Raw genomic sequence first — 23,573 nt, 5'->3', positions numbered from 1 at the left:
TGAGCCGCAGGGACGCGGCTCAAGCTTGTGCCACGCCGGGAGCGTGTCGCAAGCGGTCCGTTAAGCCTGATACCGACGACGGCATCGCGTAGCGACATAATTTAGCCGGAACCAGGGTTCACAGGGCGACGGCGACTGAGCCGCCCTGTGTCGGGCGCGTGCCACGAGGTAGCATGAAAATGTTGGTATTACGGCGCACGAAACCATGCCCACATCTGCATAAAAATGTGGCTAAAAGGCTGTTCACTGCGGAGGTGTGGGGAACAGACGTTGGCGCACATTATTACCTGTTTATTTTATAATCGAGAATTCAATGAACTTATCCCCCGTCGAACGTTTGCTCGCCATCATGAAAACCCTGCGTGACCCTGAAAATGGTTGCCCGTGGGACAAGAAACAGACCTTTGACACTATTGCGCCCTATACGCTGGAAGAAACGTATGAAGTGCTGGATGCCATCAGCCGTCAGGATTTTGATGATTTACGTGGTGAGTTAGGGGATTTACTGTTTCAGGTCGTGTTTTACGCGCAAATGGCGCAGGAAAAGGGCTTGTTCGATTTCTCTGATGTGTGTAACGCCATCAGCGACAAGCTGGAACGCCGCCACCCGCATATTTTTGGCGATCTGACGCTGACGGACAGCGATGCCGTGCTGGCAAACTGGGAACAGACCAAAGCGCAGGAGCGGGCGGAGAAAGATCGTCATTCGACATTGGATGACATTCCTGATGCTCTACCTGCCTTGATGAAAGCGCAAAAAATTCAGCAGCGTTGTGCGTCTGTTGGCTTCGATTGGGGCAGCCTGGGGCCGGTGCTCGACAAAGTGTATGAAGAAATCGATGAAGTGATGTTTGAGGCGCGGCAAGCCGTTGTCGATGAAGAAAAATTAGGTGAAGAGATTGGGGATTTATTGTTCGCTACAGTCAATCTCTCCCGTCATCTGGGGCACAAGGCCGAGGCGGCATTACAGGTGGCAAATCGTAAGTTCACCCGACGTTTTCGTGAGGTAGAACAAATCGTTACGGCATCGGGAAAAACGCTGGAACAGGCAACGCTGGACGAAATGGAAGCCGCATGGCAGCAGGTGAAAAAACAGGAAATCAGCCATTAGATCCTATTTATCGATAAAGTCGTTTTTATTGATTTTAATGTTTTTATTTAATTGTTTTTAAAGGTAATTGTAGGATGAGGTAAGTGTGGTTTCACCTCGTCTGTACGTGTGTTGGAATCGCCACATTGTGTAAAACGAACATTTGTGGCGCTCATCAGGTTCAGGTATACTACTTTCCCGTCTTGGTACTTCCATCGTCTTTAAACCTAAACTCTCAGGTTCAGCATGACAACTAATTATATTTTTGTGACCGGCGGGGTCGTTTCCTCTCTGGGTAAAGGCATTGCCGCAGCCTCTCTGGCGGCTATTCTCGAAGCCCGTGGCCTCAACGTTACCATCATGAAACTGGACCCGTACATCAACGTGGATCCGGGCACGATGAGCCCGACGCAGCACGGTGAAGTCTTTGTCACCGAAGACGGTGCCGAAACCGATCTGGACTTGGGTCACTACGAGCGTTTCATCCGCACCAAAATGTCGCGCCGCAACAACTTCACCACGGGCCGCATCTACTCTGATGTCCTGCGCAAAGAGCGCCGTGGCGACTATCTGGGCGCGACCATTCAGGTGATCCCACATATTACCAACGCGATTAAAGAGCGCATCATTGAAGGTGGCGAAGGACACGATGTTGTTCTGGTCGAAATCGGCGGTACCGTCGGTGATATCGAATCTTTACCATTCCTTGAAGCGATTCGGCAAATGGCGGTACAAGTCGGTCGCGAGCACACGCTGTTTATGCACCTGACGCTGGTGCCGTATCTGGCGGCGGCGGGCGAAGTGAAAACCAAGCCGACGCAGCACTCCGTTAAAGAACTGCTTTCCATCGGTATTCAGCCTGACGTGCTGATTTGTCGTTCCGACCGCACCGTGCCCGCCAACGAGCGTGCAAAAATTGCTTTGTTCTGTAATGTGCCGGAAAAAGCGGTAATATCCCTTAAAGACATTGATTCGATTTATAAAATCCCGGCGCTATTGAAATCACAGGGGCTGGACGATTATATTTGTAAACGATTCAGCTTGAACTGCCCTGAAGCAAACCTGTCAGAATGGGAACAGGTTGTGTATGAAGAAGCGAATCCGGGCGGTGAAGTCACTATCGGTATGATCGGCAAATATGTTGCGCTGCCGGATGCCTACAAATCCGTGATTGAAGCGCTGAAACACGGCGGCTTAAAGAATCGTCTGACGGTGAATATCAAGCTGATCGACTCGCAGGATGTCGAAACCCGCGGTGTCGATGTACTGAAAGATTTGGACGCTATTCTGATTCCTGGCGGTTTTGGTTACCGTGGCGTCGAAGGGAAAATCATGGCGGCGCGTTACGCCCGTGAGAACAATATCCCTTATCTGGGCATTTGCCTGGGGATGCAGGTCGCATTAATGGAATTTGCCCGTAACGTTGCCGGCATGGAAGGCGCAAACTCAACGGAGTTTATGCCAGACTGTAAGTATCCGGTGGTTGCGCTGATCACGGAATGGCGTGATGAGAACGGCAATGTTGAAGTCCGTGATGAAGCAAGCGATCTGGGCGGCACCATGCGCGTTGGCGGGCAGCAATGCCATCTGACCGAAGGCAGTCTGGTGCGTCAGATGTACGGTGAGCAGACGATTATCGAACGTCACCGTCATCGTTATGAAGTGAACAACATGCTGTTGAAACAGATTGAAGCGGCGGGATTACGGGTTGCTGGTCTTTCCGCCGACCGCAAACTGGTGGAGATTGTTGAGTTACCCGATCATCCCTGGTTCGTTGCCTGTCAATTCCACCCGGAATTCACGTCAACGCCGCGAGATGGACATCCCCTGTTTGCCGGCTTTGTGAAAGCCGCTGGCGCGTACCAGAAGCGTCAGGTGAAGTAAGAGTTATACAGCAACGCGCGATCGCGCGTTGCTCGTCTAGGGTTTTAGTTCTGTCTAAAGTTTTAGTTTAACTTGTACTGAGGAAAATCTAATGTCCAAAATTGTTAAAGTCATCGGCCGTGAAATCATCGACTCACGCGGAAACCCAACTGTTGAAGCGGAAGTTCATCTTGAAGGTGGTTTTGTAGGTCTGGCTGCGGCGCCATCAGGAGCGTCTACTGGCTCTCGCGAAGCGCTGGAACTGCGTGACGGTGACAAATCCCGTTTTCTGGGCAAAGGCGTAACGAAAGCCGTTGCTGCTGTTAACGGCCCGATTGCTCAGGCTGTACTGGGTAAAGATGCGAAAGATCAGGCGAACATCGACAAGATCATGATCGACCTGGATGGTACTGACAACAAATCCAAGTTCGGTGCTAACGCTATTCTGGCTGTTTCTCTGGCTGCCGCTAAAGCAGCAGCAGCGTCAAAAGGCCTGCCGCTGTATGCTCACATCGCTGAACTGAACGGCACCCCAGGCAAATATTCTATGCCACTGCCAATGATGAACATCATCAACGGCGGTGAGCACGCGGATAACAACGTTGATATTCAAGAGTTCATGATTCAGCCTGTAGGCGCGAAAACTCTGAAAGAAGCTGTTCGCATGGGTTCTGAAGTGTTCCACAACCTGGCTAAAGTTCTGAAGTCTAAAGGCATGAATACGGCTGTGGGTGATGAAGGTGGCTATGCGCCAAACCTGGGTTCCAACGCCGAAGCGCTGGCTGTTATCGCAGAAGCGGTAAAAGCAGCAGGCTACGAACTGGGCAAAGACATCACGCTGGCGATGGACTGTGCGGCATCTGAATTCTACAAAGACGGTAAATACGTTTTGGCTGGCGAAGGCAACAAAGCGTTCACCTCTGAAGAATTCACTCACTTCCTGGAAGATCTGACCAAACAGTATCCGATCGTGTCTATCGAAGACGGTCTGGACGAATCTGATTGGGATGGCTTCGCGTACCAGACTAAAGTGCTGGGCGACAAAATCCAACTGGTTGGTGACGATCTGTTCGTAACCAACACCAAAATCCTGAAAGAAGGTATCGAGAAAGGCATCGCTAACTCCATCCTGATTAAATTCAACCAGATCGGTTCTCTGACCGAAACGCTGGCTGCAATTAAAATGGCGAAAGATGCAGGCTACACGGCTGTTATCTCTCACCGTTCAGGCGAAACTGAAGATGCAACCATCGCTGATCTGGCAGTAGGTACAGCGGCTGGCCAGATCAAAACGGGTTCTATGAGCCGTTCTGACCGTGTTGCTAAATACAACCAGCTGATTCGTATCGAAGAAGCGCTGGGTGATGCTGCACCTTTCAATGGTCTGAAAGAAGTTAAAGGCCAGTAATTGCGTTTCTGACGTAATCGGGTCGGCTGAGAAAGCTGTCCGATTCGTTCCCAACGTGATAACCCTAAAAATCCAGAAGCGTGAAAACGTTTCTGGATTTTTTTATGGCAGACATCCCTGTCTGCCACCCTGCGGGCCGTTGCTACGCAACGTTGAAAAACGTTCCTAACGTTTTTTTTATGATGGATAGAGAGGCGGCTGGCCGCCAGTGGATCGACATAGTGGCCAATCAGTTCCGCCTGCAGTTCAGGCGTATGCGTCGTGTTCTGACGAGCGGATTTGGCTGGACGGTCATGCCAGTGTATTTATGTCAGGATCTGCTAGATGCTGGCGAACTTGCTATTATTCCGCCTCCCGTTGGCACAACACAGTTGGATCACTATCTGGCCTGGGTGCCGGGCGCGCGGCGTCATCCGCGTTTAGCCCATGCGCAATAAACTTTCCTGTGGCGTTTGCAGCATGCGGAATAGCGCCATTCTCTGCTAAAGAACGCGCTATTTCGCAAGACATCACGAGGCCGCATCCGTTGTGATGCTGCTGCTTCCCACTGACGTCCCTTCTTCTATCCTGTGATCGCCATAAACGAACTACTGGTTTTGTTCCTCTAAAATAGCTTTTTATAAAATATTTGACGCGGATCGCACCCATCTTCCCCATGCTGCCAGCGTGAGGCGGAGGGTGGCAAAAGCGCAAAGGTTTTCACGATCGCCGAGCGCTACCGTAGCAGCGTGACACCTTCATAACTAAAAATGTTCGGGGAAGGATGGCGATGAAAACGCGTAAGATCGGTTTGGCTAACTATTTAGCCTACGGTTCAGGGGACTTTCTTGGTGCGGGTACCACCGCGCTGACGGCCGCCTGGTTACTCTATTTTTACACCACGTTCTGTGGCTTAACGCCGATTGAGGCAACCTTTATTTTTGCGATGGCGCGCGTGCTTGATGCCGTCGTCAGCCCGCTGATGGGCTTCCTGACCGATAACTTCGGTTCAACCTGGTTGGGCAAGCGCTTTGGCCGCCGTAAGTTCTTTATTCTACTCGGTATTCCCCTCGTGTTTAGCTACAGCTTCATGTGGGTTGGGGATATGAGCTATTGGTACTATCTGCTGACGTACCTGCTGTTCGATATCGTTTATACGATGGTACTGGTGCCGTATGAAACGCTGGTGCCGGAAATGACCGACGATTTCAAACAGAAGACCAAGTTCTCCGGCGCACGCATCGCGCTGGCGCAGCTGTCTGCGATTTTGGCTGCGTTTCTGCCGGGTATTCTGTTGGGCTACTTTGGTAAAGACAACGCCATTTCCTTCTTCTATTCGAGTCTGGTGTTCTCCGTTATTTGTGCGCTGGTGTTGACGCTGGTCTATTTCTTTACGTGGGAACGGCCACGCGATCAGATGTCGGAAGCGTCGCTACGCGCGGAGAAAGAGCGCCAATCGCTGACGTTAGGCCAAAGCCTGAAACGCCTGAACGTCGAACTGCTCTCCACACTGCGAATCCGAATTTTCCGCCAGCATCTGGGTATGTATCTGGGCGGGTATATCGCGCAGGACGTGTTTAACGCGGTGTTTACCTATTACGTAGTGTTTGTGCTGATGCAAAGCCCGACAATGGCGTCTAACCTGATGGGCACCATGGCGATCCTGCAATTCATCGCGGTAATCGGCATGATCCCGCTGTGTATTCGCTTCGGGCCAGCACCGTCTTACCGCCTGGTCGTATGCCTGTTTGGCGTGAGTGCGCTTTCCTACGCGGTCCTGTGGTACAGCGGCCTGCATGACACCTTCTCTCTGCTGTTGTTGATTTCTGCGTTGGCTGGCATTGGGCGTGGCGGGATCAACTACGTACCGTGGAACACCTACACTTACATCGCCGACGTGGATGAAGTGATCACCGCGCAGCGTCGCGAAGGGATCTTCGCCGGGATTATGACGCTGACCCGTAAAGCCTCTCAGGCTGGTGCGGTGATGCTGGTAGGCGTGGTGTTGCAGCTATCTGGCTTTGTGTCCGGCCAGAGCGTACAGGCGCCGGGCGTCAGCCACACCATTCTGATGATTTTGAGTTTCGGCACCGTGGGCGTGCTGGCGCTGGGCTTCCTGGTTTCTCTGCGCTTTAAACTCAACCTGCAAACACACAGTGTGCTACGCGAAGAGACGCTGAAAATGCGTGAAGCGGGTCGCCCTGTGCCGGAGAAGATTACGCCACAGGCGCGGGCAACGGTCGAAATGCTGGCGGGTATGCCATATGAATCGCTGTGGGGTAACAACAATATCGGCTACCTGAACCGCCACAAAGGCGACAAGCCGGTCACGCACGCCACGCAGCCGTAACTGTATTGAACTGTTAACTGATAACTCAATTGGATGAATGACTATGACCGTATTCAGTGTAAAACATAGCCCGCTTTTACGTCAGCCAGAACGCTTCATCTCCCGTGAGGATCTGAAGGCGCTGATTTGCCGTATCACCGACAATCTGGTGAATATCGAGGATAAAACCGGTGAATTCTTGTTACGGCTGGACGATGGTCGCGTAATTGATACCAAAGGCTGGGCGGGATGGGAATGGACGCACGGTATTGGGCTGTACGGGATTTATCAGTATTATCAGCAAACGGGTGACGAGCAGATGCGCGCCATCATTGATGACTGGTTTACTGAACGTTTGGCGGAAGGCACACCGACGAAAAACGTGAACACCGTGTGCCCGTTCCTGACGCTGGCTTATCGCTATGAAGAAACGGGCGACGCCCGCTGGCTGCCGTATCTGGAGCGCTGGGCGGAGTGGGTGATGTATGAAATGCCGCGCACGGACAAGCGAGGCTTGCAGCACATTGTTTATAACAACGAAAACCATCAGCAGCTGTGGGACGACACGCTGATGATGAGCGTGCTGCCGCTGGCGAAAATCGGCAAGCTGCTAAATCGACCGGAATTTGTCGAAGAAGCCACGTATCAGTTCCTACTGCATGTGCAATACCTGATGGATCGCGAAAGCGGCCTGTGGTTCCACGGCTGGACGTTCGAAGGGCAGCACAACTATGCGAAAGCACGCTGGGCACGTGGTAACAGCTGGCTGACGATCGTTATTCCTGAATTTATCGAACTGCTGGATCTGCCGGAGCACAACGCGACGCGCCGTTTCCTGTTGCAGGTGCTGGAAAGCCAGATTGAGGCATTGGCAAAATATCAGGATGACAGCGGCCTGTGGCACACGCTGATCGACGATCCGAATTCGTATCTTGAAAGCTCGGCAACCGCCGGTTTTGCCTACGGTATCCTGAAAGCGGTGCGCAAGCGCTACGTCGATCCGAGCTACGCGGATGTCGCGGAGAAAGCGATTCGCGGCGTGATCAATCACGTCAATAAGGACGGTGAACTGACGCAAGTGTCATTTGGCACCGCGATGGGCAACGATCTGGATTTCTACCGCAATATCGCGCTGACCTCCATGCCGTACGGCCAGGCAATGGCGATCCTTTGTCTGGCGGAATACCTGCGGGTGTATTTGTAACAGCTCATCGCAACGCTTATATGCAAATGCTGTGAATTTTTATGGTTTGGTCGTTATCCGGCGTAAAAATTATGCAGCGGTGCGCTTGACTGCCGAGTGAGCGACAGGACGTCGCGAAAGCCAGTGCCGCGTCGGGAACGCGTCACTGGCGGCTCGACTAGCGGTCAAGCACATCGATGGGACCGCGTAGCGGCATAATTTAGCCGGAAGCCTGGGTTCGTAGGGCGGCGGCGACTGAGCCGCTCTACGTCGGGCGCGTGTACGGTATCGCACAATAGTGGCGGAGGTGTGGCGCACGAAAGCCTCTCTTAACCTGCATATAAATGTGATTAAGAGACAGGCTAAGCGGGAGGAACCTGCATAGGTTACGTCTATTTACCGCCCGCGAGGTCGATAAAATTCCCCGTGACGTAAGATGCGTCGTCCGATAACAGCCAGCCTATTGCTTGCGCGACCAATGCCGCGCGACCCGCCAGTAATTAAGGTAATGAATTCCATTCTGCTCCTTAGTTTTTTAGCCCTGCCACACTGTAATTTGCCGGGAGCCAGCGATAGCCGTTGGTCGTGCCGTTGCGTTCCAGACGCGTGCCAACGTGGCCGATGCCGGGGAAGGGCAGGTGAGCGCCTGCAACCCAGTAACCCTGGCTGGCGGCGTCAGCCAGCGCTTTATTACGGGACTCCGTCGCCTGATCCATATTGGAGTCAAAGCTGATGGTGGTGGCCGGTAAGCTCATTTGTACCGCTTCCGCATGAATGATGTCTCCCCAGGCCAGCAGCTTTTTCCCTTCGCTTTCAATCAGAAAAGACGTATGCCCCGGTGTATGTCCCGGACTCGGAATCGCGGTGATGCCGGGTAACAATGTGGCCTGCTGAGGCGGGAACGTTTTCAGCTTGTTCTCTTTGCGAATGGCATCAAAGGTACTTTGCACGCGTTGGAACGCGGCCTTTCTGTTCTCTGGCGCACTCTTCAGATTATCCGTGCTGAGCCAAAAATCGGTTTCTGGTTGGCTGACATATACGGTGGCATTTGGGTAGTTCAGCTTATTGTCCTGCACCAGACCACCAAAATGGTCGCCGTGCAGGTGGGTCATCAACACGGTATCAATCTGCTCAGGCTTGTAACCCGCCGCAATCAGATTCGGCAGCACTTTCCCTACGGTAGGATTGCTCTGCTTGCCGTTGCCGGTATCGATCAGAATCAGGTGTTTTCCCGTATTGACCAAATAGGCGTTGATGGAGGTTTCCACCTGCGGGGTCAGCGCTTTTTCCGCCAGCAGTTCGGTGATTTTTTCCGGTGGAGTGCGCTGCAATAGTTTATCCATCGGCATGGTGTTAGTGCCATCAGCCAGCGCGGTAATTTCGAACTGGCCGATCATCATGCGGTAATATCCCGGCTGGGTTTTAATCTGCACGATGTCCTGCGCCTGAGAAAATGCAGGTACAAAGGCACACGAGACGAGTAGGGCTAACGGCTTCAATAACTTCATTGATTCTTGTCCTTGTTAGTAATGAAAGCAGGCGAAATCGTAACAACAGATTGATTATTGACGCACGAGGAGAATTACTCAACTGCTCTCGAACGGCATGTTCCCGCCAGATTTGTCACGGTATCGCCGCCGTCCTGCAATGCGGAGGATTTAGGGTATAATGCATTTTTTAAGTGAACGAGACAGCGAAAAAACATGCAGTACCCGATTAATGAAATATTCCAGACGTTACAGGGCGAAGGCTATTTTACCGGTGTGCCGGCGGTGTTTGTGCGCTTGCAAGGGTGTCCGGTAGGCTGTAGCTGGTGCGATACCAAACACACCTGGGACAAACTGGCAGAGCGGGAAACCTCATTGGATCAGGTGCTGGTAAAAATGGAAGAACGCGATGCCTGGGGGGCGGCAAGTGCGGACGATATTCTGGCGCTGATCGCACAACAGAGCTACACGGCGCGCCACATTGTGATCACCGGCGGTGAGCCCTGCATCCACGATTTGGCACCGCTGACGCTACAACTTGAGAAGCAGGGGTTCAACTGCCAAATCGAAACCAGCGGCACGCACGGCGTGCGCTGCTCGCCCAAAACCTGGGTGACGGTATCGCCGAAAGTGAATATGCGCGGTGGTATGAAGGTGCTCGATCAGGCGTTGCAACGGGCGGATGAGATCAAACACCCGGTGGCGCGTGAACGTGATATTGAAGCGCTGGATGCGCTGCTGGCACGACTTGATGATGATAAGCCGCGTATTGTGGCGCTACAGCCGATTAGCCAGAAAGAGGATGCGACCAAACTGTGTATCGAGACCTGCATCGCCCGCAACTGGCGGCTGTCTATGCAGACACATAAATACCTGAATATCGCCTGATAGTTATCTACTGATGATAGCGACTGAATAGTCGCGGCGTGAGAGCAGGATGCTCATCGCGCCGCGACACCTCATCACTCGCCTTTATAGACGCAGCCCGCGGTGCAGGTTTCTTTAACCATCACGGCGCTGAGCAGCGGTAATATCGGCTTCAACTGATGCCAGATCCAGTGCGCCAGCACTTCGCTGGTCGGGTTTTCCAGACCGGGGATCTCATTCAGATAGTGATGATCCAATCGTTCCCACGTCGGTTTAAATGCGGCTTTCAGCTCAGAAAAATCCATCACCCAGCCAGTGTGCGGATCCACTTCACCGGTAATTTCCAGTCTCACCATGAAAGAGTGACCATGTAGTCGCCCGCATTTGTGGCCTTCCGGCACGTGAGGCAGATGATGCGCGGCTTCAAACTGAAAATCTTTAAATAGCGTAGTGACCATAGCGAGGTTCCCGGTTTCGTTCTGAAAAAGGGGCTTTCAGAACATAGTATGCAAAAACCGTCGCATACTACCCGAAAGTACTTATTCTTCCAACTGCACGATCGTCGCGTGATGCCAGCCGGAGGGCAGCGGATCGGGACGGCGGAGCGTCATGTGGCTGGTGGTCAGGTTCACAACGCCACGGGCAAATAGTGCGGGCATGCCACCTGGATAATAGTCGACACCGAATGCGCGACCTGTCGCCGGATCGACCCGATACGCATTGTCCAGCCCCATACCTGTAGGGCGTTCCGGGTTGCAGGGCGGGCGTACATCGTACATCCCCTGTTCCGGTGAGTCGCTCTGCCGCTGTTCAAGGTGCACGGCATGGAAATGGATATCACGAATGTAGCCTGCGGGCGTGCTGTGCAGGTTTATTGCCCCCTCGCTGATCCCCGCGATCTGAGAAAATTGTACCGCTTCGATCCGGCCCGGTTCGATGGCGGGATCGCGATAGCGTATGGAAATAAAGATTGGATCGGCCTTGCCCCAGTGGCACGGATGCGCGGCGACGCACTGGAACGTGATGTTGCTGAACTGTAGACGTCGGAACGTGCCGCCATCACGGGAGATCAGCCCAATGGCACGGTTAGTCTCGTAAATGGCGCAGTTGCTGACGGCAATATCTTCAATGTCGGCAAAGGTTTCAGTGCCGACTTTCAGGGCGCAGCTCTTGGATCGCAGCAGACAATTGCTGATGACGACCTGCTGTACCTTCCGTTGCAGATGGGGCGGCTTATAGGTGGTTTTAATACACAGCGCATCGTCAGCAGCGCTCAGCGAGCAGTTACTGATCTGCACCTGCTGACAGCTGTCGAGATCCAGTGCATCGGTATTCGCCATGCTCAGATCGTTATCAATGGTCAGACGTTCGACAATGATTTGGCGACAACTGACCAGATGCACGGTCCACATCGGCGCGTGTTCAATCGTAAAATCACACAGTCGGACGTGTTCGCAATCCTCAAACACCACAATACGTGGGCGATATTGTGCAGGCAGGCGATAGCCTTGATCATCAGGTTCCGCAGAAAAATACGCATCGGCATTCCCCATGATCTTACCCTGACCGCAGATCGTAATATTGCGCTGCTGATAGGCATAAAGAAACGCTCTGTGCGACAGTTCGGCCATGCTGATGGTGGTGGCCTGCGTAAACTGTGCATAGTCACCGCTGACGATTAATTCCGCTCCGGCCTCCAGTTGCAGACAAAAGTTGGAAGGCAGCAGTAATCCCCCTAATAGATAGCGCCCCGGTTCGACCGTCAGGGTGCCGCCACCCTGTGCCGCAATCCGATCGATAGCCTGTTGAAAGACGGCGGTATCCAGCGTGATGCCGTCGGCGGCGGGGAAGTATGACTTAATAGAGTGTTTCATCGTGTCATCCACGGTTTGCCATTAATGAATGGATTGCAGCACGTTTACTGGTCTTTGGCTGTGTTTGTTGTGATGAAATCTGCGCAGGTTGGAGCGGGCTTCACAGCGTATGACGTGTGGCGTAAGAGAATGTGAAAGGCATAACGGAGAAGGTGATACGGTGCGTTATGCCGTGTGTGTTTCATCACGTTTTTACGCTGTTTTTTCTCTTTTTCAGCATGTGTTGAGCTGTTTTGTTGTTTTTGTGTTTCTTATTTGTGAATTAAATCTCTTTTTGGTGTGGTGTGTCGGTTAATGATGTGAAGCATCTCCCTGCCGCGCGAGATAGCGTTCGCATCGCGTGGTTGAAACGCCCACTAGCGCGACGCCGTCATCAACATTTCTTCCGCCAGTCCCGCAAATCACGCGTTTTCCCGCCGTAGCGGCTGGCGCGACAAAAAGGGTTCTGCCTATCTTGTCAGGGTGAGGGATAGGTTGATTCCCAAAATGCCAAGCGGTTACGTACCCGATCCGCTTTCTCATCCACACACCACACCAGTACGGCAAACACACAATAATAATGTCGTTGGGGGAAAAATGAGATTACTTGGACTGATTTTCATCGCCTTCTCTGTGCTCTGTTCAGTTGCGCAGGCTGCTGATCCAGTGGAATTACGCCTCTCCTGGTGGGGGGGAAACAGCCGTCATCAAGCGACGTTGGCTGCGCTAGAGGCGTTTCAGAAAAAATATCCGCATATCCGTGTGAGGCCGGAATATACCGGTTGGGACGGGCACTTATCCCGTCTGACCACGCAGATTGCCAGCGGTGAAGAACCGGATATCATGCAGGTAAACTGGAACTGGCTGCCGATTTTTTCCAAAACCGGCACTGGTTTTTATGACCTGAATAAGCTGACCGAGACGCTGAAATTGCAGGATTTTCCCGAAGATGCGCTAAAACCCGCGACGATTGACGGCAAGGTGAATGCGATTTCCACCTCGTTGAATGCGCTGGTGATGTATTACAACGCGGAAACCTGGAAGAAAGCCGGGCTGCCGTATCCCACCACCTGGGATGAGCTGTTCCAGGCGGGCAAGGTATTTAAAGAGAAGCTGGGTGATAACTATTTCCCCATCGCCTCGCCTGCGCAGGACAGCGGCGAAGGATTGCTGGAACTGCTCAACTATTACATGACGCAGAAATACCAGATCGGCATGATCGATGAAAAGAACAAACGCTTTAACTACAGTGAGGCACAATGGATCGAGGCGTTTCGCTTCTATAAGCGTTTGATCGACGAACATGTCATGCCGTCCTCGAAGTATTACAACGCGTTTGGCAAAGTCGGGATGTATGAAACGCGTCCCTGGATTAATGGGGAATACGGTGGTGCTCACCTGTGGATTTCGGTCGTGAAGAAATACGCCGATCCGCTGGCGGCACCCGGCAATCTCGAATTAGGGCCCTACATCATGACGCCGGGGTCGGATAATTCCGGGCAGTTCTTCAAACCCTCCATGCTGTTTGCCATCAGCAAAAATACCAAACATCCAAAAGAAGCGGCGCTGTTGCTGAATTATCTAATGAACGATCCTGAAGGCGCGCTGCTGATGGGCACCGAGCGCGGTATTCCGCTCAGCCGTATTGCCAGACAAGCGCTGGAAGAAAAGCAGAAGCTGGATATGAACGATCTGTCGGTTGTCGGATTATCACTGGCGCTGGAAAAACCGATGCAAACGCCTGTTTCCTCCTATCTTGAAGATCCGCAGCTTGCCAGCTTGATCCTGCAAACTATCGAACAGATCGACTATGGCAAAAAGAGCGTGGAAGAATCGGCGAAAAACTTCAGTAACTCAGGCGAGCGAATCCTGAAGCGGGTGATTCGCTAAGCATTGACCAGAATAAGGTATTTACTGACCGGGGCGTTGCGTCAGTTCAGCCAACTGCTGTTGTAGGCTATCGGCTAACGCGCGTGGACGCCCGGCATCAAACATCACATGCGTGCTCACCGCGTATGCCCGGTGTTGCAGGCAGAAATCCTCCATCTCATGCCCGATCCCGTACAGCGCCTGAATATTGGTTTTGGCGATTTCCCGCAGCGTCCAGTTGTTCTCGACCTGTTTGCAGTAGTGCAGCGTAAAGAAGGCTTTCTGCGCGTGAACAAAAGCGCGGCAATACAGCGTCAGGCCGCGCCATTCCTGCTGCCAGCGTTGACTGAGCGCTTCCGGCATCGTGTGTTCACGGGAAAATTGCAGAGCGGCCTGCTGGCACTGTTCCGCCAGTTGCCACGCGGCATCTTTCTCTTTCGCGATGTGGTAGAGGTTCTGCGAAGCCAGCTCCGCATGCTGCGGATCGAACGTAATATCCTGACCGGATCCCGGTAGCCAGTGGTTACGGTTGAGCTGACCGTACAAGCTCCAGATCGCCTGACCAAAGCTGGTCGGCAGCAGGCTGTGGCGGTGAAACACGTGGTGGCGTACGTACAGCGACAGAGAAATGGCCTGATGCGCCTGATCAAGCAAGGCTTGCATCGTGTGCAGCACCGTCTCATCCGGTTGCCACTGATAGCGTGTCATCAGCCATTGTGCAAACAGCGCACTTTCGTTTGTCGATGCGGTTTGGTGAGTGAGTAAGCGAGAACAGGCGAACAGCGTAAATTCACTGAGCGTGCCGACCACGCTGTGATTATCGACGCCTTCCCAACTGATACGACACAGCGCGCTGACAATGGCGGGATTTTTCTCCCGACACCACAGGAGCCGCCCTTGTACTTCGGTGTAGCGCAGGAAGGGGAGGTTGCCCCAGCCGACTTCTTCCCCAGCCAAATCCAGCTCAACCCAGATTTCACGCCCGCTGACGTCCAGCAGAGCAGGGTTATTGGGAAACTCAGGCCAGAAGCGTTCCGGCGTAACTTTGATGGCGACAGAGACGGAGTCCGGCAGTGTGCGAATGGCATTCAGGACATTACCGATATCCTGATGGCTGGCGGGAAAGGCACGCAAGACCAGGTGGCGCTGGTGGTAGATCATCACACGTGCGACGGCGGAGAAGAGGCGATGATAGATCTGCTCACTGTCGGCGCTGGTCGGCCAGTGCGTGGTGACGGGAACGACGCCATTGAACTCATCGCCGGAAGGGGCAGAAAAACGCAGCAGGCTATCGCTGTTGGAGATCGCCAGCAGCAGGCCGCTCAGTCGCGGGATCTGCTGCATCAGCAGTTCGACTTTGGCGGCAAGGTAGTCGCACCAAAAATCGGTATCCATGCGGAGACTCTGTTTGTCGTCCAGCAATTCCGGGTGATGGAGCAGCAAATCCGTGGGAAACGACAGCTCTTTGCATTGCAGATACAGCGACAGCCCCTGTTCACGGCAGTGCGCCGCAACCTGATTCAGGTAAATACAGCGGGAGCGCTGCTGGCTGCTAATGCGATCGTCAAAACGCGCGTTATTGTAGGCTTCCGGCGTGACTAGTTTGTCCAGTAAATCCGCCGCACCCAGCACCAGCGTATTGAAACCCTGTTCGCGGGCATAATCGATGACCGAGAGGACCTGTTGCCAGTGCCAAATATCTTGCGTATTGAGTTCCAGCGCGCGTCGTTGCCACATTATTTTTCTCCCGTTGCCAGTGGCGTAAGTATCGCATTGATACGCCATTGTAAAAGGATAAATTCCTGGGGCGAACGCCAGAAATGTGAGCCTGTTCGCTAATGTCGATCGTGCAAGAGGTTGTTGGCGGTGCCGTTATCGTGGGGATGTCGATTATCGGCGGCATGATGACGCATTCATCAGCCGGCGTAGGGGGGCAGAAATGAAGGATATCGGCTAAAAGCCTTCCAGCAGCCTTAATTGGCTGAATGTGAGTGGCCGATAGAAGATATATCCTTGAATTCCAATGGGGTGGTATTTATTTAACCGATTCAAATCGGTCGCTTTCTCAACGCCTTCACAGATAATGTTTACGCCAAGGGGAATGAGTTTGTTCAATAAGACCTTTAGTTTTTGTGATTTTGTTTCTTCTTTACCGATGCCATCGATAATAGAGCGATCGATTTTTATGGTATCGAAGTCAAATAATCTCAAGCTGTCTATTTGTAGATTTCCTGCACCGAAGTCATCTAATGAAATCATAAAGCCATATTTCTTGGCTTGATTTAAAAAAGGTATCCCGTCTATTAACTGCTGCCGGGTCGTTTTTTCACTGATCTCTATTTCTATATTCTGTGGGTTAATCTGATGCATGACGCATTTTTGGTATAACGTTCCCAGATAGGAATAATTATTAAAAAGTAAATGTGAAAGATTGAAAGATATTGTCATGCTGCTTTTGTTTTTTATTACCTGACAGACAATATCAAACATAAAATCTGTTACTTTATCGATTGCTTTAGATTTCTCTATTTTATCTATAGTTTGCTGAGTCGATATGAGTGTGCCTTCCGAATTATAAAACCTGGCCAGAGCTTCATAGCGGAATATTTTATTGTGAGGGAGCTGGATGATGGGCTGGAACTCTGCTGTCAGCCTAAGAATTTTTCCATCAATACTCAATGTTGTTGTATTCATTTTACTGATTACTCCCCCTCTCCATAGAAATAGGAAATCCACAGCCTTGCTCTTTCGGATTCTACACAGCAATTTGTAATAGTTGGAAATTGTTTAAAATGATCAATAATTCTCATTTGATAGTTTTTGGCTATTGAATAAAAATTAATGATCGTTTAAATCTATATGGTTGATGGTGTTTTATTCTATTTTTTTGATTTTTTTTATTTTTTATATTGTTATTTTTTGTTTAATTGGTTTTTAAGTTTACTTTGTGTGAATTTAAATCAATTTGATAGGTGTGTGCGATCGTTGTGACTTTATTGCATCCTTGTTAGGATGATAAACAACGTTAAGATCGATGTTTCGTAATGACATTGAAGGATGAAAAATCAGAAATTGCATCTGAGTGACATTTTTCTCAGTAAAAATAAGCATTTTTATAAAGCTGTGAATCCCGAGTGAAAGTTCGTTTTTATCAAAAAGGGAAATCCTTTTTTGGATTTTTGGGTATATCACCATCGCGTTAATAGGTAGATATTATAGTGGAACACTTTTCTCTTCCTCCTGCTAAAGTTATTAGCACATTGCTGCAACACCCCTATGTGATGTCTATCTATGCAAAGGATATGCTATATGCATTAAAGGCAGATGTTTCGGAATTGAATCTGGATAAAAACCGTATAGTGTTAGCAGTAGAATATTCCGGCTCGGATATTGACAGATACCTTGCCGATGGTGGTTTGAATTTTGATTTGGAGGCGCTCAAAGGCACGGAGAACATCGAACGGGAAACCTACAGCCTTTGCAATATTCCGACCCAATTATTCAAGACGGATAGCATGTTTTATCGTCTAGAGTGTCGTTTGCCAGACTCTGTTTTCGTCACTGAAAACCGAGGGGCGATTCGTATCCCTTTTATTCTTGGCATGCAGGCTCGTGTCCGTATCGAAGTTTATATGCACACGCTTAACGTGCTTGGAACGCTGCGTAATTTATCGATCGGTGGTTGTCTGGTCGAAATTGATCTGGTGGAAAGTATTGCGATTGACGTGGGTCAGGATATTCCCGGCATTACGCTTGAGTTTCCTAACGGGGAAAGCTTTTATGCCGAAGGAAGAATTCGCCACATACGACCCTTAGGGAATAATGGTTATGCGGCTGTCGGCATCCAGTTTATCAATTTGTCGTCATCTCAGTCTGAAGCGCTGTTTCAGTACACGAATGAGTCGGAAAGAGAGGCGGCATATCGAACCGGCGTCACTGGCAGTATGGTGTATTCGTCCCCGTTGTTTATTCCGGGCACCAAGGAGAAAAGCCTCTTGCTGCGAGAAAGCCAGGAACGCGAGAAACGTACTCGCCAGACGCCTATGGAACGAGGCGTCATGGAGGTTGCCCATCGGCTTCAGATTGGGCTGATGTATATAAAAACGCGCAATAAACTGCCTGTTGAGATCTTTTATGACTGCGTCGACACCCTGATCTATATGGTCAAAAAAGAGAGAAAGGTTTTTCTGTATGCGCTGTCGTTCCTGCGCGATGACGCGGATTGGGTCAGGCATGCGGTACAGGTTGCAGGAAGGCTGGCAGATATGCTGCTTCTTGCCGATCCGCACGCTCCCCATGTGCGCGAGGCGGTGTTAGGCGCGCTACTCCACACGATGGGCAAGCCGCTGCTGGTTAACGCCCGTCTGCCGTCGTTAAAGGTCAACATGAATCCAACACAGAAAGCGATCCTTAGCGGCCATGTGGAGGTGTTGTGTGCGAAGTTACGTGAACTCGACTGGGCGATCAGCCCCACTTGCCGCGATGTGATTGAGAACGCTAACGAGCGTTTGGACGGCAGTGGCTATCCGCAAGGCAAACGCGCTGAGCAATTGTCGCCGTTAGTCCGATTGGTCTCTGTAATCAAGGCGATTAATAAGCTCAGGCATGCGCGCAATGGCGTTTCGCCCCGCACGCCATTGGCTGCCTACCGTAAAATCTATGAGGTGAACGCGGCCTATGACAAGGGGATGCTGGTCAAATACGTCCAGATTTACGGCCTCTACCCAATAGGCAGTCTGGCGAAATACTCGGGAGGCTTCCTCGGGTGGGTGATGGATATTGATAAAAAGGGCCGGCCTATTGCGGTGCACCTCGTCAAGAACCTGCGCTTTCCTGATACCAATATCAGCTGTGTTGTCTCTAAAGGTGACTTGCTACAGGTTGGTCAGCTCGAAGACATCGTGAATCCAGACGATTTCGGCATGAAAGTCCTGAAAATTTAGCGGACACCGTGTGTATATAGGGCTGCGTGGCGGCCCTCCTTCCTCATTTCTCTCTACCGGTATCGCGAGGGTGACGGGCCTGAAACGCGCGTACCATCAGCCATAACACTTTAAGCAATAAGGATTATCAGAAAAACCATTTAGTCATTTTGGTTATTTAATATTTCCATCATTTCTTTAATTGTTAAGATGCAGATCGTTACCCTTATCCTCCATCCATCTTTTTATTGCCTATTTTTGTATTAGCGTCGTTGGCTAACTGCACAGGCACAAGGAAACAGACATCACAATGACTACTCCGGTTTCCCCCACTTCATTGCTTCCGCTGAGTGCGGAGCAATTAACGCGTTTACAGGCGGCAACCGGTGATTTCTCATCGACGCAACTGGCCTGGCTCTCCGGTTATTTCTGGGGGCTGGTTCAGCAGCCTGGGAATGTAACGCCGGGGGCGATAGCCGCCACGGCAACGACAGCCGCCGCAGTCACGGTGCCAGTACAAACGATCACGCTGATCTCTGCTTCGCAGACCGGCAACGCGCGCCGGGTGGCGGAACAACTGCGTGACGATCTGCTGGCGGCCAAATTGTCCGTTAATCTGATCAATGCGGGCGATTACAAGTTCAAGCAAATCGGACAGGAAAAACTGCTGTTGATCGTGACGTCGACGCAGGGAGAAGGGGAGCCGCCGGAAGAAGCGGTCGCACTACATAAGTTCCTGCTGTCCAAAAAAGCCCCGGCGCTGAAAGACACCGCATTTGCCGTGTTTGGTCTGGGTGACACTTCTTATGAATTCTTCAGCAAGGCGGGTAAAGATTTCGATAGCCGTCTGGCTGAATTAGGTGCCGAGCGCCTGCTGGATCGCGTTGATGCCGATGTGGATTATCAGACGCTGGCCGAGCAATGGCGCCGCCAGTTAGTTGATATTTTGCAGGCGCGTGTGCCGGTTCAGGGCGCGGCGGTAGCACAGCTCGCTTCTCAGGGGGCTCTGGATGAAATTACCAGCAGCCCGTACAGCAAAACTTCCCCGCTGCATGCCACGTTTGCGGTGAATCAAAAAGTCACCGGACGTAACTCCGAAAAAGATGTTCGCCATATCGAGATCGATCTGGGGGATTCCGGTTTGCGTTATCAGCCAGGTGACGCGCTGGGCGTGTGGTTTGATAACGATCCCGCGCTGGTGCAGGAACTGCTGGAGCTGTTGTGGCTGAAAGGCGATGAATCCGTCAGCGTTGACGGCAAGACGCTGATGCTCGCGCAAGCGCTGAAAAGCCATTTTGAGCTGACGCAGAATACGGCGCCGATCGTCGAGAAATATGCCGTGCTGTCGCGTAATGAAACGCTGCTGTCGCTGCTGGCCGATAAGCCCGCGCTGCAACAGTTTGCACAGCGTACGCCGCTGGTGGATATGGTGCGACAGGCACCGGCTGAGCTGACGGCGGAGCAACTGCTGGGTCTGCTGCGTCCGCTGACGCCACGTCTTTATTCCATTGCTTCCTCACAGGCGGAAGTCGAAAGCGAAGTGCACATCACCGTTGGCGTGGTGCGCTACGACTACGAAGGGCGCGCGCGCGCGGGAGGCGCATCCAGCTATCTGGCCGACAGGCTGAGCGAAGACGATGAAATCCGCGTCTTCATCGAACATAACGATAACTTCCGTCTGCCTGCCAATTCCGACACGCCGGTCATCATGATTGGGCCAGGCACCGGGATCGCGCCGTTCCGCGCGTTTATGCAGCAGCGCGATGCCGAAGGGGCAGAAGGGAAAAACTGGCTGTTCTTCGGTAACCCACACTTTACGGAAGATTTCCTATATCAGGTTGAATGGCAGCGTTACGTTAAAGATGGACTGTTGACGCATATCGATCTGGCCTGGTCGCGCGATCAGGCACACAAGGTCTATGTACAGGACAAACTGCGCGAAAAAGGCGCAGAAGTCTGGCGCTGGATTCAGGACGGCGCGCACCTGTACGTGTGTGGTGATGCCAACCGTATGGCGAAAGATGTCGAGCAGGCGCTGCTGGATGTGATAGTTGAGCATGGCGGCATGGACAGTGAACAAGCCGATGAGTTTTTAAGCGATCTGCGCCTTGAGCGCCGTTATCAGCGAGATGTGTACTAATGAGTGAAAAATACGTTTTCAGTGAAAAACACCCTGGTCCCTTGGTAGTCGAAGGGAAACTCGCTGATGCTGAGCGCATGAAGCTGGCAAGTCACTTTCTGCGCGGCACGATTGCTGAAGATCTGAACGATGGTCTGACAGGCGGCTTCAACGGCGATAACTTTTTGCTGATCCGCTTCCACGGGATGTACCAGCAGGATGACCGTGATATTCGCGCCGAGCGTGCCGAGCAGAAGCTGGAACCTCGCCATGCGATGATGCTGCGCTGCCGCTTACCCGGCGGGGTGATGACGCCGGAACAGTGGCTGGGAATCGATAAATTTGCCAGCGAAAGTACGCTGTACGGCAGTATTCGTATTACTAACCGCCAGACCTTTCAGTTTCACGGCATCCTCAAACCGAACGTGAAACCGGTGCATCAACTGCTGAATCGTCTTGGGCTGGATGGGCTGGCGACGGCAAACGATGTGAACCGTAACGTGCTGTGTACCTCAAACCCGGTGGAGTCTGAACTACATCAGCAGGCGTATGAGTGGGCGAAAAAGATCTCTGAGCATTTGCTGCCGCGGACGCGTGCCTATGCCGAGATCTGGATGGATCAGGAAAAGATCGCAACGACGGATGAAGAACCGATTCTTGGGTCGACGTATCTGCCGCGTAAGTTCAAAACCACGGTAGTGATTCCGCCGCAGAATGATGTGGATCTGCACGCCAACGATCTTAACTTTATTGCGATTGCTGATAACGGCCGACTGGTGGGCTTCAATGTGCTGGTGGGCGGCGGGTTATCTATCGCGCACGGCGATAAGGCGACCTATCCTCGTACCGCCAGTGAACTGGGCTATATTTCCATTGAGCATACGCTGGCGATTGCTGAAGCAGTGGTGACGACACAGCGCGACTGGGGTAACCGTACCAACCGTAAAAACGCGAAAACCAAATACACGCTGGAGCGCGTGGGTGTAGACAACTTCAAGCAGGAAGTGGAAGCGCGTGCCGGTGTGAAATTTGAAGCGGTGCGCCCTTATGAGTTCACCGGACGTGGCGATCGCATCGGCTGGGTAAAAGGCATCGACAATAAATGGCACCTCACGCTGTTTATCGAGAATGGGCGTATTCTGGATTATCCGGGGCGTCCGTTGAAAACGGGTCTGGCGGAAATCGCGAAAATCCATAAAGGGGATTTCCGCTTAACCGCGAACCAGAATCTGATCGTCGCGGGCGTTCCTGCACGTAGCAAAGCGAAGATTGATGCGCTGGCGCGTGAGCACGGTCTGATTGATGACAGCGTCAGCGAGCAGCGCAAGAATTCGATGGCCTGCGTGTCGTTCCCTACCTGTCCACTGGCGATGGCGGAAGCCGAGCGCTTCCTGCCGGAGTTTGTCACAAAAGTGGAAGATATCATGCAGCAGCACGGCGTGGGGGATGAACATATCGTTCTGCGTGTCACGGGCTGCCCGAACGGTTGCGGCCGCGCGATGCTGGCGGAAATCGGTCTGGTGGGCAAAGCGGTGGGGCGATATAACCTGCACCTCGGCGGGAATCGCGAGGGGACACGTATTCCTCGTATGTATCGCGAAAATATTAATGAAACCGAGATCCTGGCGGAAATCGATCGTCTTATCGGACTGTGGGCGCAGGAGCGTCAGCCGAATGAAGGTTTCGGTGATTTCGTCATTCGCACCAACATCATTAAACCGGTGCTGGATCCCGCCCGCGATTTTTATGACTGACAGGAGAGCCTGATGACAGCACTTAACCTTGAGGCGCTCAATGCGTTATCGAAAGCGGAACAGGTGGCGGCACTGTCTGTTGTAAATAGCCAGCTTGAACCGCTATCGGCACAAGAAAGAGTGAGCTGGGCGCTGGAGAATCTGCCGGGAGAGTTTGTTTTGTCGTCCAGCTTCGGCATTCAGGCTGCGGTATCGCTGCATCTGGTGACGCAACAGCGGCCAGATATCCCGATTATTCTCACGGACACGGGCTATCTGTTCCCTGAAACCTATCAGTTTATTGATGCATTAACGGAGCAGTTGAAACTGAATCTGCAAGTATATCGTGCTGCTGAATCTCCGGCCTGGCAAGAGGCGCGCTACGGTAAGCTGTGGGAGCAGGGCGTAGAAGGTATTGAGCGCTACAATCTGCTGAATAAAGTCGAGCCGATGAATCGGGCGCTGAGTGAGCTAAAGGCGAAAACGTGGTTTGCTGGCCTGCGCCGCGAGCAGTCCGGCAGCCGAGGCGAATTGCCCGTGCTGGCGATTCAGCGTGATGTCTTCAAATTTCTGCCGATTATCGACTGGGATAACCGCACGGTTTATCAGTATCTGAAAGAAAACGGTCTGGGCTATCACCCACTGTGGGATCAGGGTTACCTGTCTGTCGGCGACACGCACACCACCCGCAAATGGGAACCGGGCATGAGCGAAGAAGAAACCCGCTTCTTCGGCCTTAAACGCGAATGCGGGCTGCACGAAGGGTAAAACAGAGACCGGGCACTGCCGAATGCCAGTCACTTAAGCATGGATTTAGGGGAAACACGGTGATGAGGTTCCCGCAGGGATGCCTCACGCCGTGGTAGCCCCG

17 protein-coding genes and 1 pseudogene are annotated in these 23,573 nt (G+C 52.1%); 12 read left to right on the top strand and 6 right to left on the bottom strand.

The genetic code is table 11. The features are described from left to right. The first annotated feature begins 313 nt into the window (after positions 1 to 313). The 6 genes from mazG to bglB all read left to right on the top strand — a co-directional run bounded on the left by mazG (position 314) and on the right by bglB (position 7,873). Positions 314 to 1,111 (top strand): nucleoside triphosphate pyrophosphohydrolase, encoded by a 798-nt coding sequence (gene mazG, locus ACKQAD_RS15295; protein WP_409160937.1) that lies wholly within the window; start codon positions 314 to 316, stop codon positions 1,109 to 1,111. Between the two features lie 225 nt (positions 1,112 to 1,336). Further along, positions 1,337 to 2,974 carry a glutamine hydrolyzing CTP synthase gene (gene pyrG, locus ACKQAD_RS15290; protein WP_409160936.1) on the top strand — a complete coding sequence of 546 codons (1,638 nt, stop codon included), beginning with the start codon at positions 1,337 to 1,339 and terminating at the stop codon, positions 2,972 to 2,974. Between the two features lie 91 nt (positions 2,975 to 3,065). Next, positions 3,066 to 4,361, top strand: a complete 1,296-nt coding sequence (gene eno, locus ACKQAD_RS15285) for a phosphopyruvate hydratase (protein ID WP_409160935.1) — start codon at positions 3,066 to 3,068, stop codon at positions 4,359 to 4,361. A gap of 104 nt (positions 4,362 to 4,465) precedes the next feature. Continuing rightward, the gene (locus tag ACKQAD_RS15280; RefSeq protein WP_409160934.1) at positions 4,466 to 4,798 is read left to right on the top strand and encodes a LysR family transcriptional regulator; all 333 of its coding nucleotides are present in this window, start codon (positions 4,466 to 4,468) and stop codon (positions 4,796 to 4,798) included. Positions 4,799 to 5,130: 332 nt separating this feature from the next. Beyond that, a complete protein-coding gene (locus ACKQAD_RS15275; RefSeq protein WP_151241489.1) occupies positions 5,131 to 6,690 on the top strand; it encodes an MFS transporter in 1,560 nt (519 codons plus the stop codon). A 43-nt stretch (positions 6,691 to 6,733) separates the two neighbouring features. Beyond that, positions 6,734 to 7,873: a beta-galactosidase BglB gene (bglB, locus tag ACKQAD_RS15270; protein WP_409160933.1), complete on the top strand. Its 1,140-nt coding sequence runs from the start codon at positions 6,734 to 6,736 to the stop codon at positions 7,871 to 7,873. A gap of 371 nt (positions 7,874 to 8,244) precedes the next feature. On the opposite strand, the pseudogene ACKQAD_RS15265 reads toward bglB, so the two are convergent. Then, a pseudogene (locus ACKQAD_RS15265) lies at positions 8,245 to 8,343 on the bottom strand (NAD(P)-dependent oxidoreductase); the annotation flags it as partial. A 36-nt stretch (positions 8,344 to 8,379) separates the two neighbouring features. Then, positions 8,380 to 9,360 carry an MBL fold metallo-hydrolase gene (locus ACKQAD_RS15260; protein ID WP_409160932.1) on the bottom strand — a complete coding sequence of 327 codons (981 nt, stop codon included), beginning with the start codon at positions 9,358 to 9,360 and terminating at the stop codon, positions 8,380 to 8,382. 195 nt (positions 9,361 to 9,555) lie between these two features. Between ACKQAD_RS15260 and queE the strand changes: the two genes are divergently transcribed. Beyond that, a complete protein-coding gene (gene queE, locus ACKQAD_RS15255) occupies positions 9,556 to 10,227 on the top strand; it encodes a 7-carboxy-7-deazaguanine synthase QueE (protein ID WP_409160931.1) in 672 nt (223 codons plus the stop codon). Between the two features lie 74 nt (positions 10,228 to 10,301). Here queE and queD read toward each other — a convergent pair whose 3' ends face one another. Both queD and ACKQAD_RS15245 read right to left on the bottom strand, forming a co-directional pair. Next, positions 10,302 to 10,664: a 6-carboxytetrahydropterin synthase QueD gene (gene queD / locus ACKQAD_RS15250; RefSeq protein WP_409160930.1), complete on the bottom strand. Its 363-nt coding sequence runs from the start codon at positions 10,662 to 10,664 to the stop codon at positions 10,302 to 10,304. An 81-nt stretch (positions 10,665 to 10,745) separates the two neighbouring features. Next, entirely contained in the window at positions 10,746 to 12,080 is a 1,335-nt protein-coding gene (locus ACKQAD_RS15245; protein ID WP_409160929.1) for a glycoside hydrolase family 28 protein, read from the bottom strand. 576 nt (positions 12,081 to 12,656) lie between these two features. Here ACKQAD_RS15245 and ACKQAD_RS15240 point away from each other — a divergent pair. After that, complete coding sequence (locus ACKQAD_RS15240) at positions 12,657 to 13,949, top strand: ABC transporter substrate-binding protein (RefSeq protein WP_409160928.1); 1,293 nt, start codon at positions 12,657 to 12,659, stop codon at positions 13,947 to 13,949. A gap of 21 nt (positions 13,950 to 13,970) precedes the next feature. On the opposite strand, the gene ACKQAD_RS15235 is transcribed toward ACKQAD_RS15240, so the two are convergent. Together ACKQAD_RS15235 and ACKQAD_RS15230 are read right to left on the bottom strand one after the other, a co-directional pair. Further along, positions 13,971 to 15,665, bottom strand: coding sequence for a hypothetical protein (locus tag ACKQAD_RS15235; protein WP_409160927.1), 1,695 nt, complete (start codon positions 15,663 to 15,665; stop codon positions 13,971 to 13,973). A gap of 216 nt (positions 15,666 to 15,881) precedes the next feature. Continuing rightward, positions 15,882 to 16,622 carry an EAL domain-containing protein gene (locus ACKQAD_RS15230; protein WP_409160926.1) on the bottom strand — a complete coding sequence of 247 codons (741 nt, stop codon included), beginning with the start codon at positions 16,620 to 16,622 and terminating at the stop codon, positions 15,882 to 15,884. 524 nt (positions 16,623 to 17,146) lie between these two features. On the opposite strand from ACKQAD_RS15230, the gene ACKQAD_RS15225 reads away from it, so the two are divergent. From ACKQAD_RS15225 to ACKQAD_RS15210, 4 genes are all read left to right on the top strand, one after another. Then, entirely contained in the window at positions 17,147 to 18,871 is a 1,725-nt protein-coding gene (locus ACKQAD_RS15225; RefSeq protein WP_409160925.1) for a PilZ domain-containing protein, read from the top strand. 289 nt (positions 18,872 to 19,160) lie between these two features. After that, on the top strand, positions 19,161 to 20,990 hold the full coding sequence (gene cysJ, locus ACKQAD_RS15220; RefSeq protein WP_409160924.1) for an NADPH-dependent assimilatory sulfite reductase flavoprotein subunit: 1,830 nt from the start codon (positions 19,161 to 19,163) through the stop codon (positions 20,988 to 20,990). Next, positions 20,990 to 22,723 carry an assimilatory sulfite reductase (NADPH) hemoprotein subunit gene (gene cysI / locus ACKQAD_RS15215; protein WP_409160923.1) on the top strand — a complete coding sequence of 578 codons (1,734 nt, stop codon included), beginning with the start codon at positions 20,990 to 20,992 and terminating at the stop codon, positions 22,721 to 22,723. The genes cysJ and cysI overlap by 1 nt, the downstream gene beginning before the upstream one ends. A 12-nt stretch (positions 22,724 to 22,735) precedes the next feature. Next, positions 22,736 to 23,470, top strand: a complete 735-nt coding sequence (locus tag ACKQAD_RS15210) for a phosphoadenylyl-sulfate reductase (RefSeq protein ID WP_409160922.1) — start codon at positions 22,736 to 22,738, stop codon at positions 23,468 to 23,470. Positions 23,471 to 23,573: the final 103 nt, after the last annotated feature.

Origin of the sequence: Pectobacterium artocarpous, assembly GCF_046159765.1 — a bacterium.
In the GTDB taxonomy this organism is placed as follows: Bacteria; Pseudomonadota; Gammaproteobacteria; order Enterobacterales; family Enterobacteriaceae; genus Pectobacterium.
Note: the sequence above shows the minus strand (reverse complement) of the source record. Positions and strands in the feature narration are given on the sequence as shown.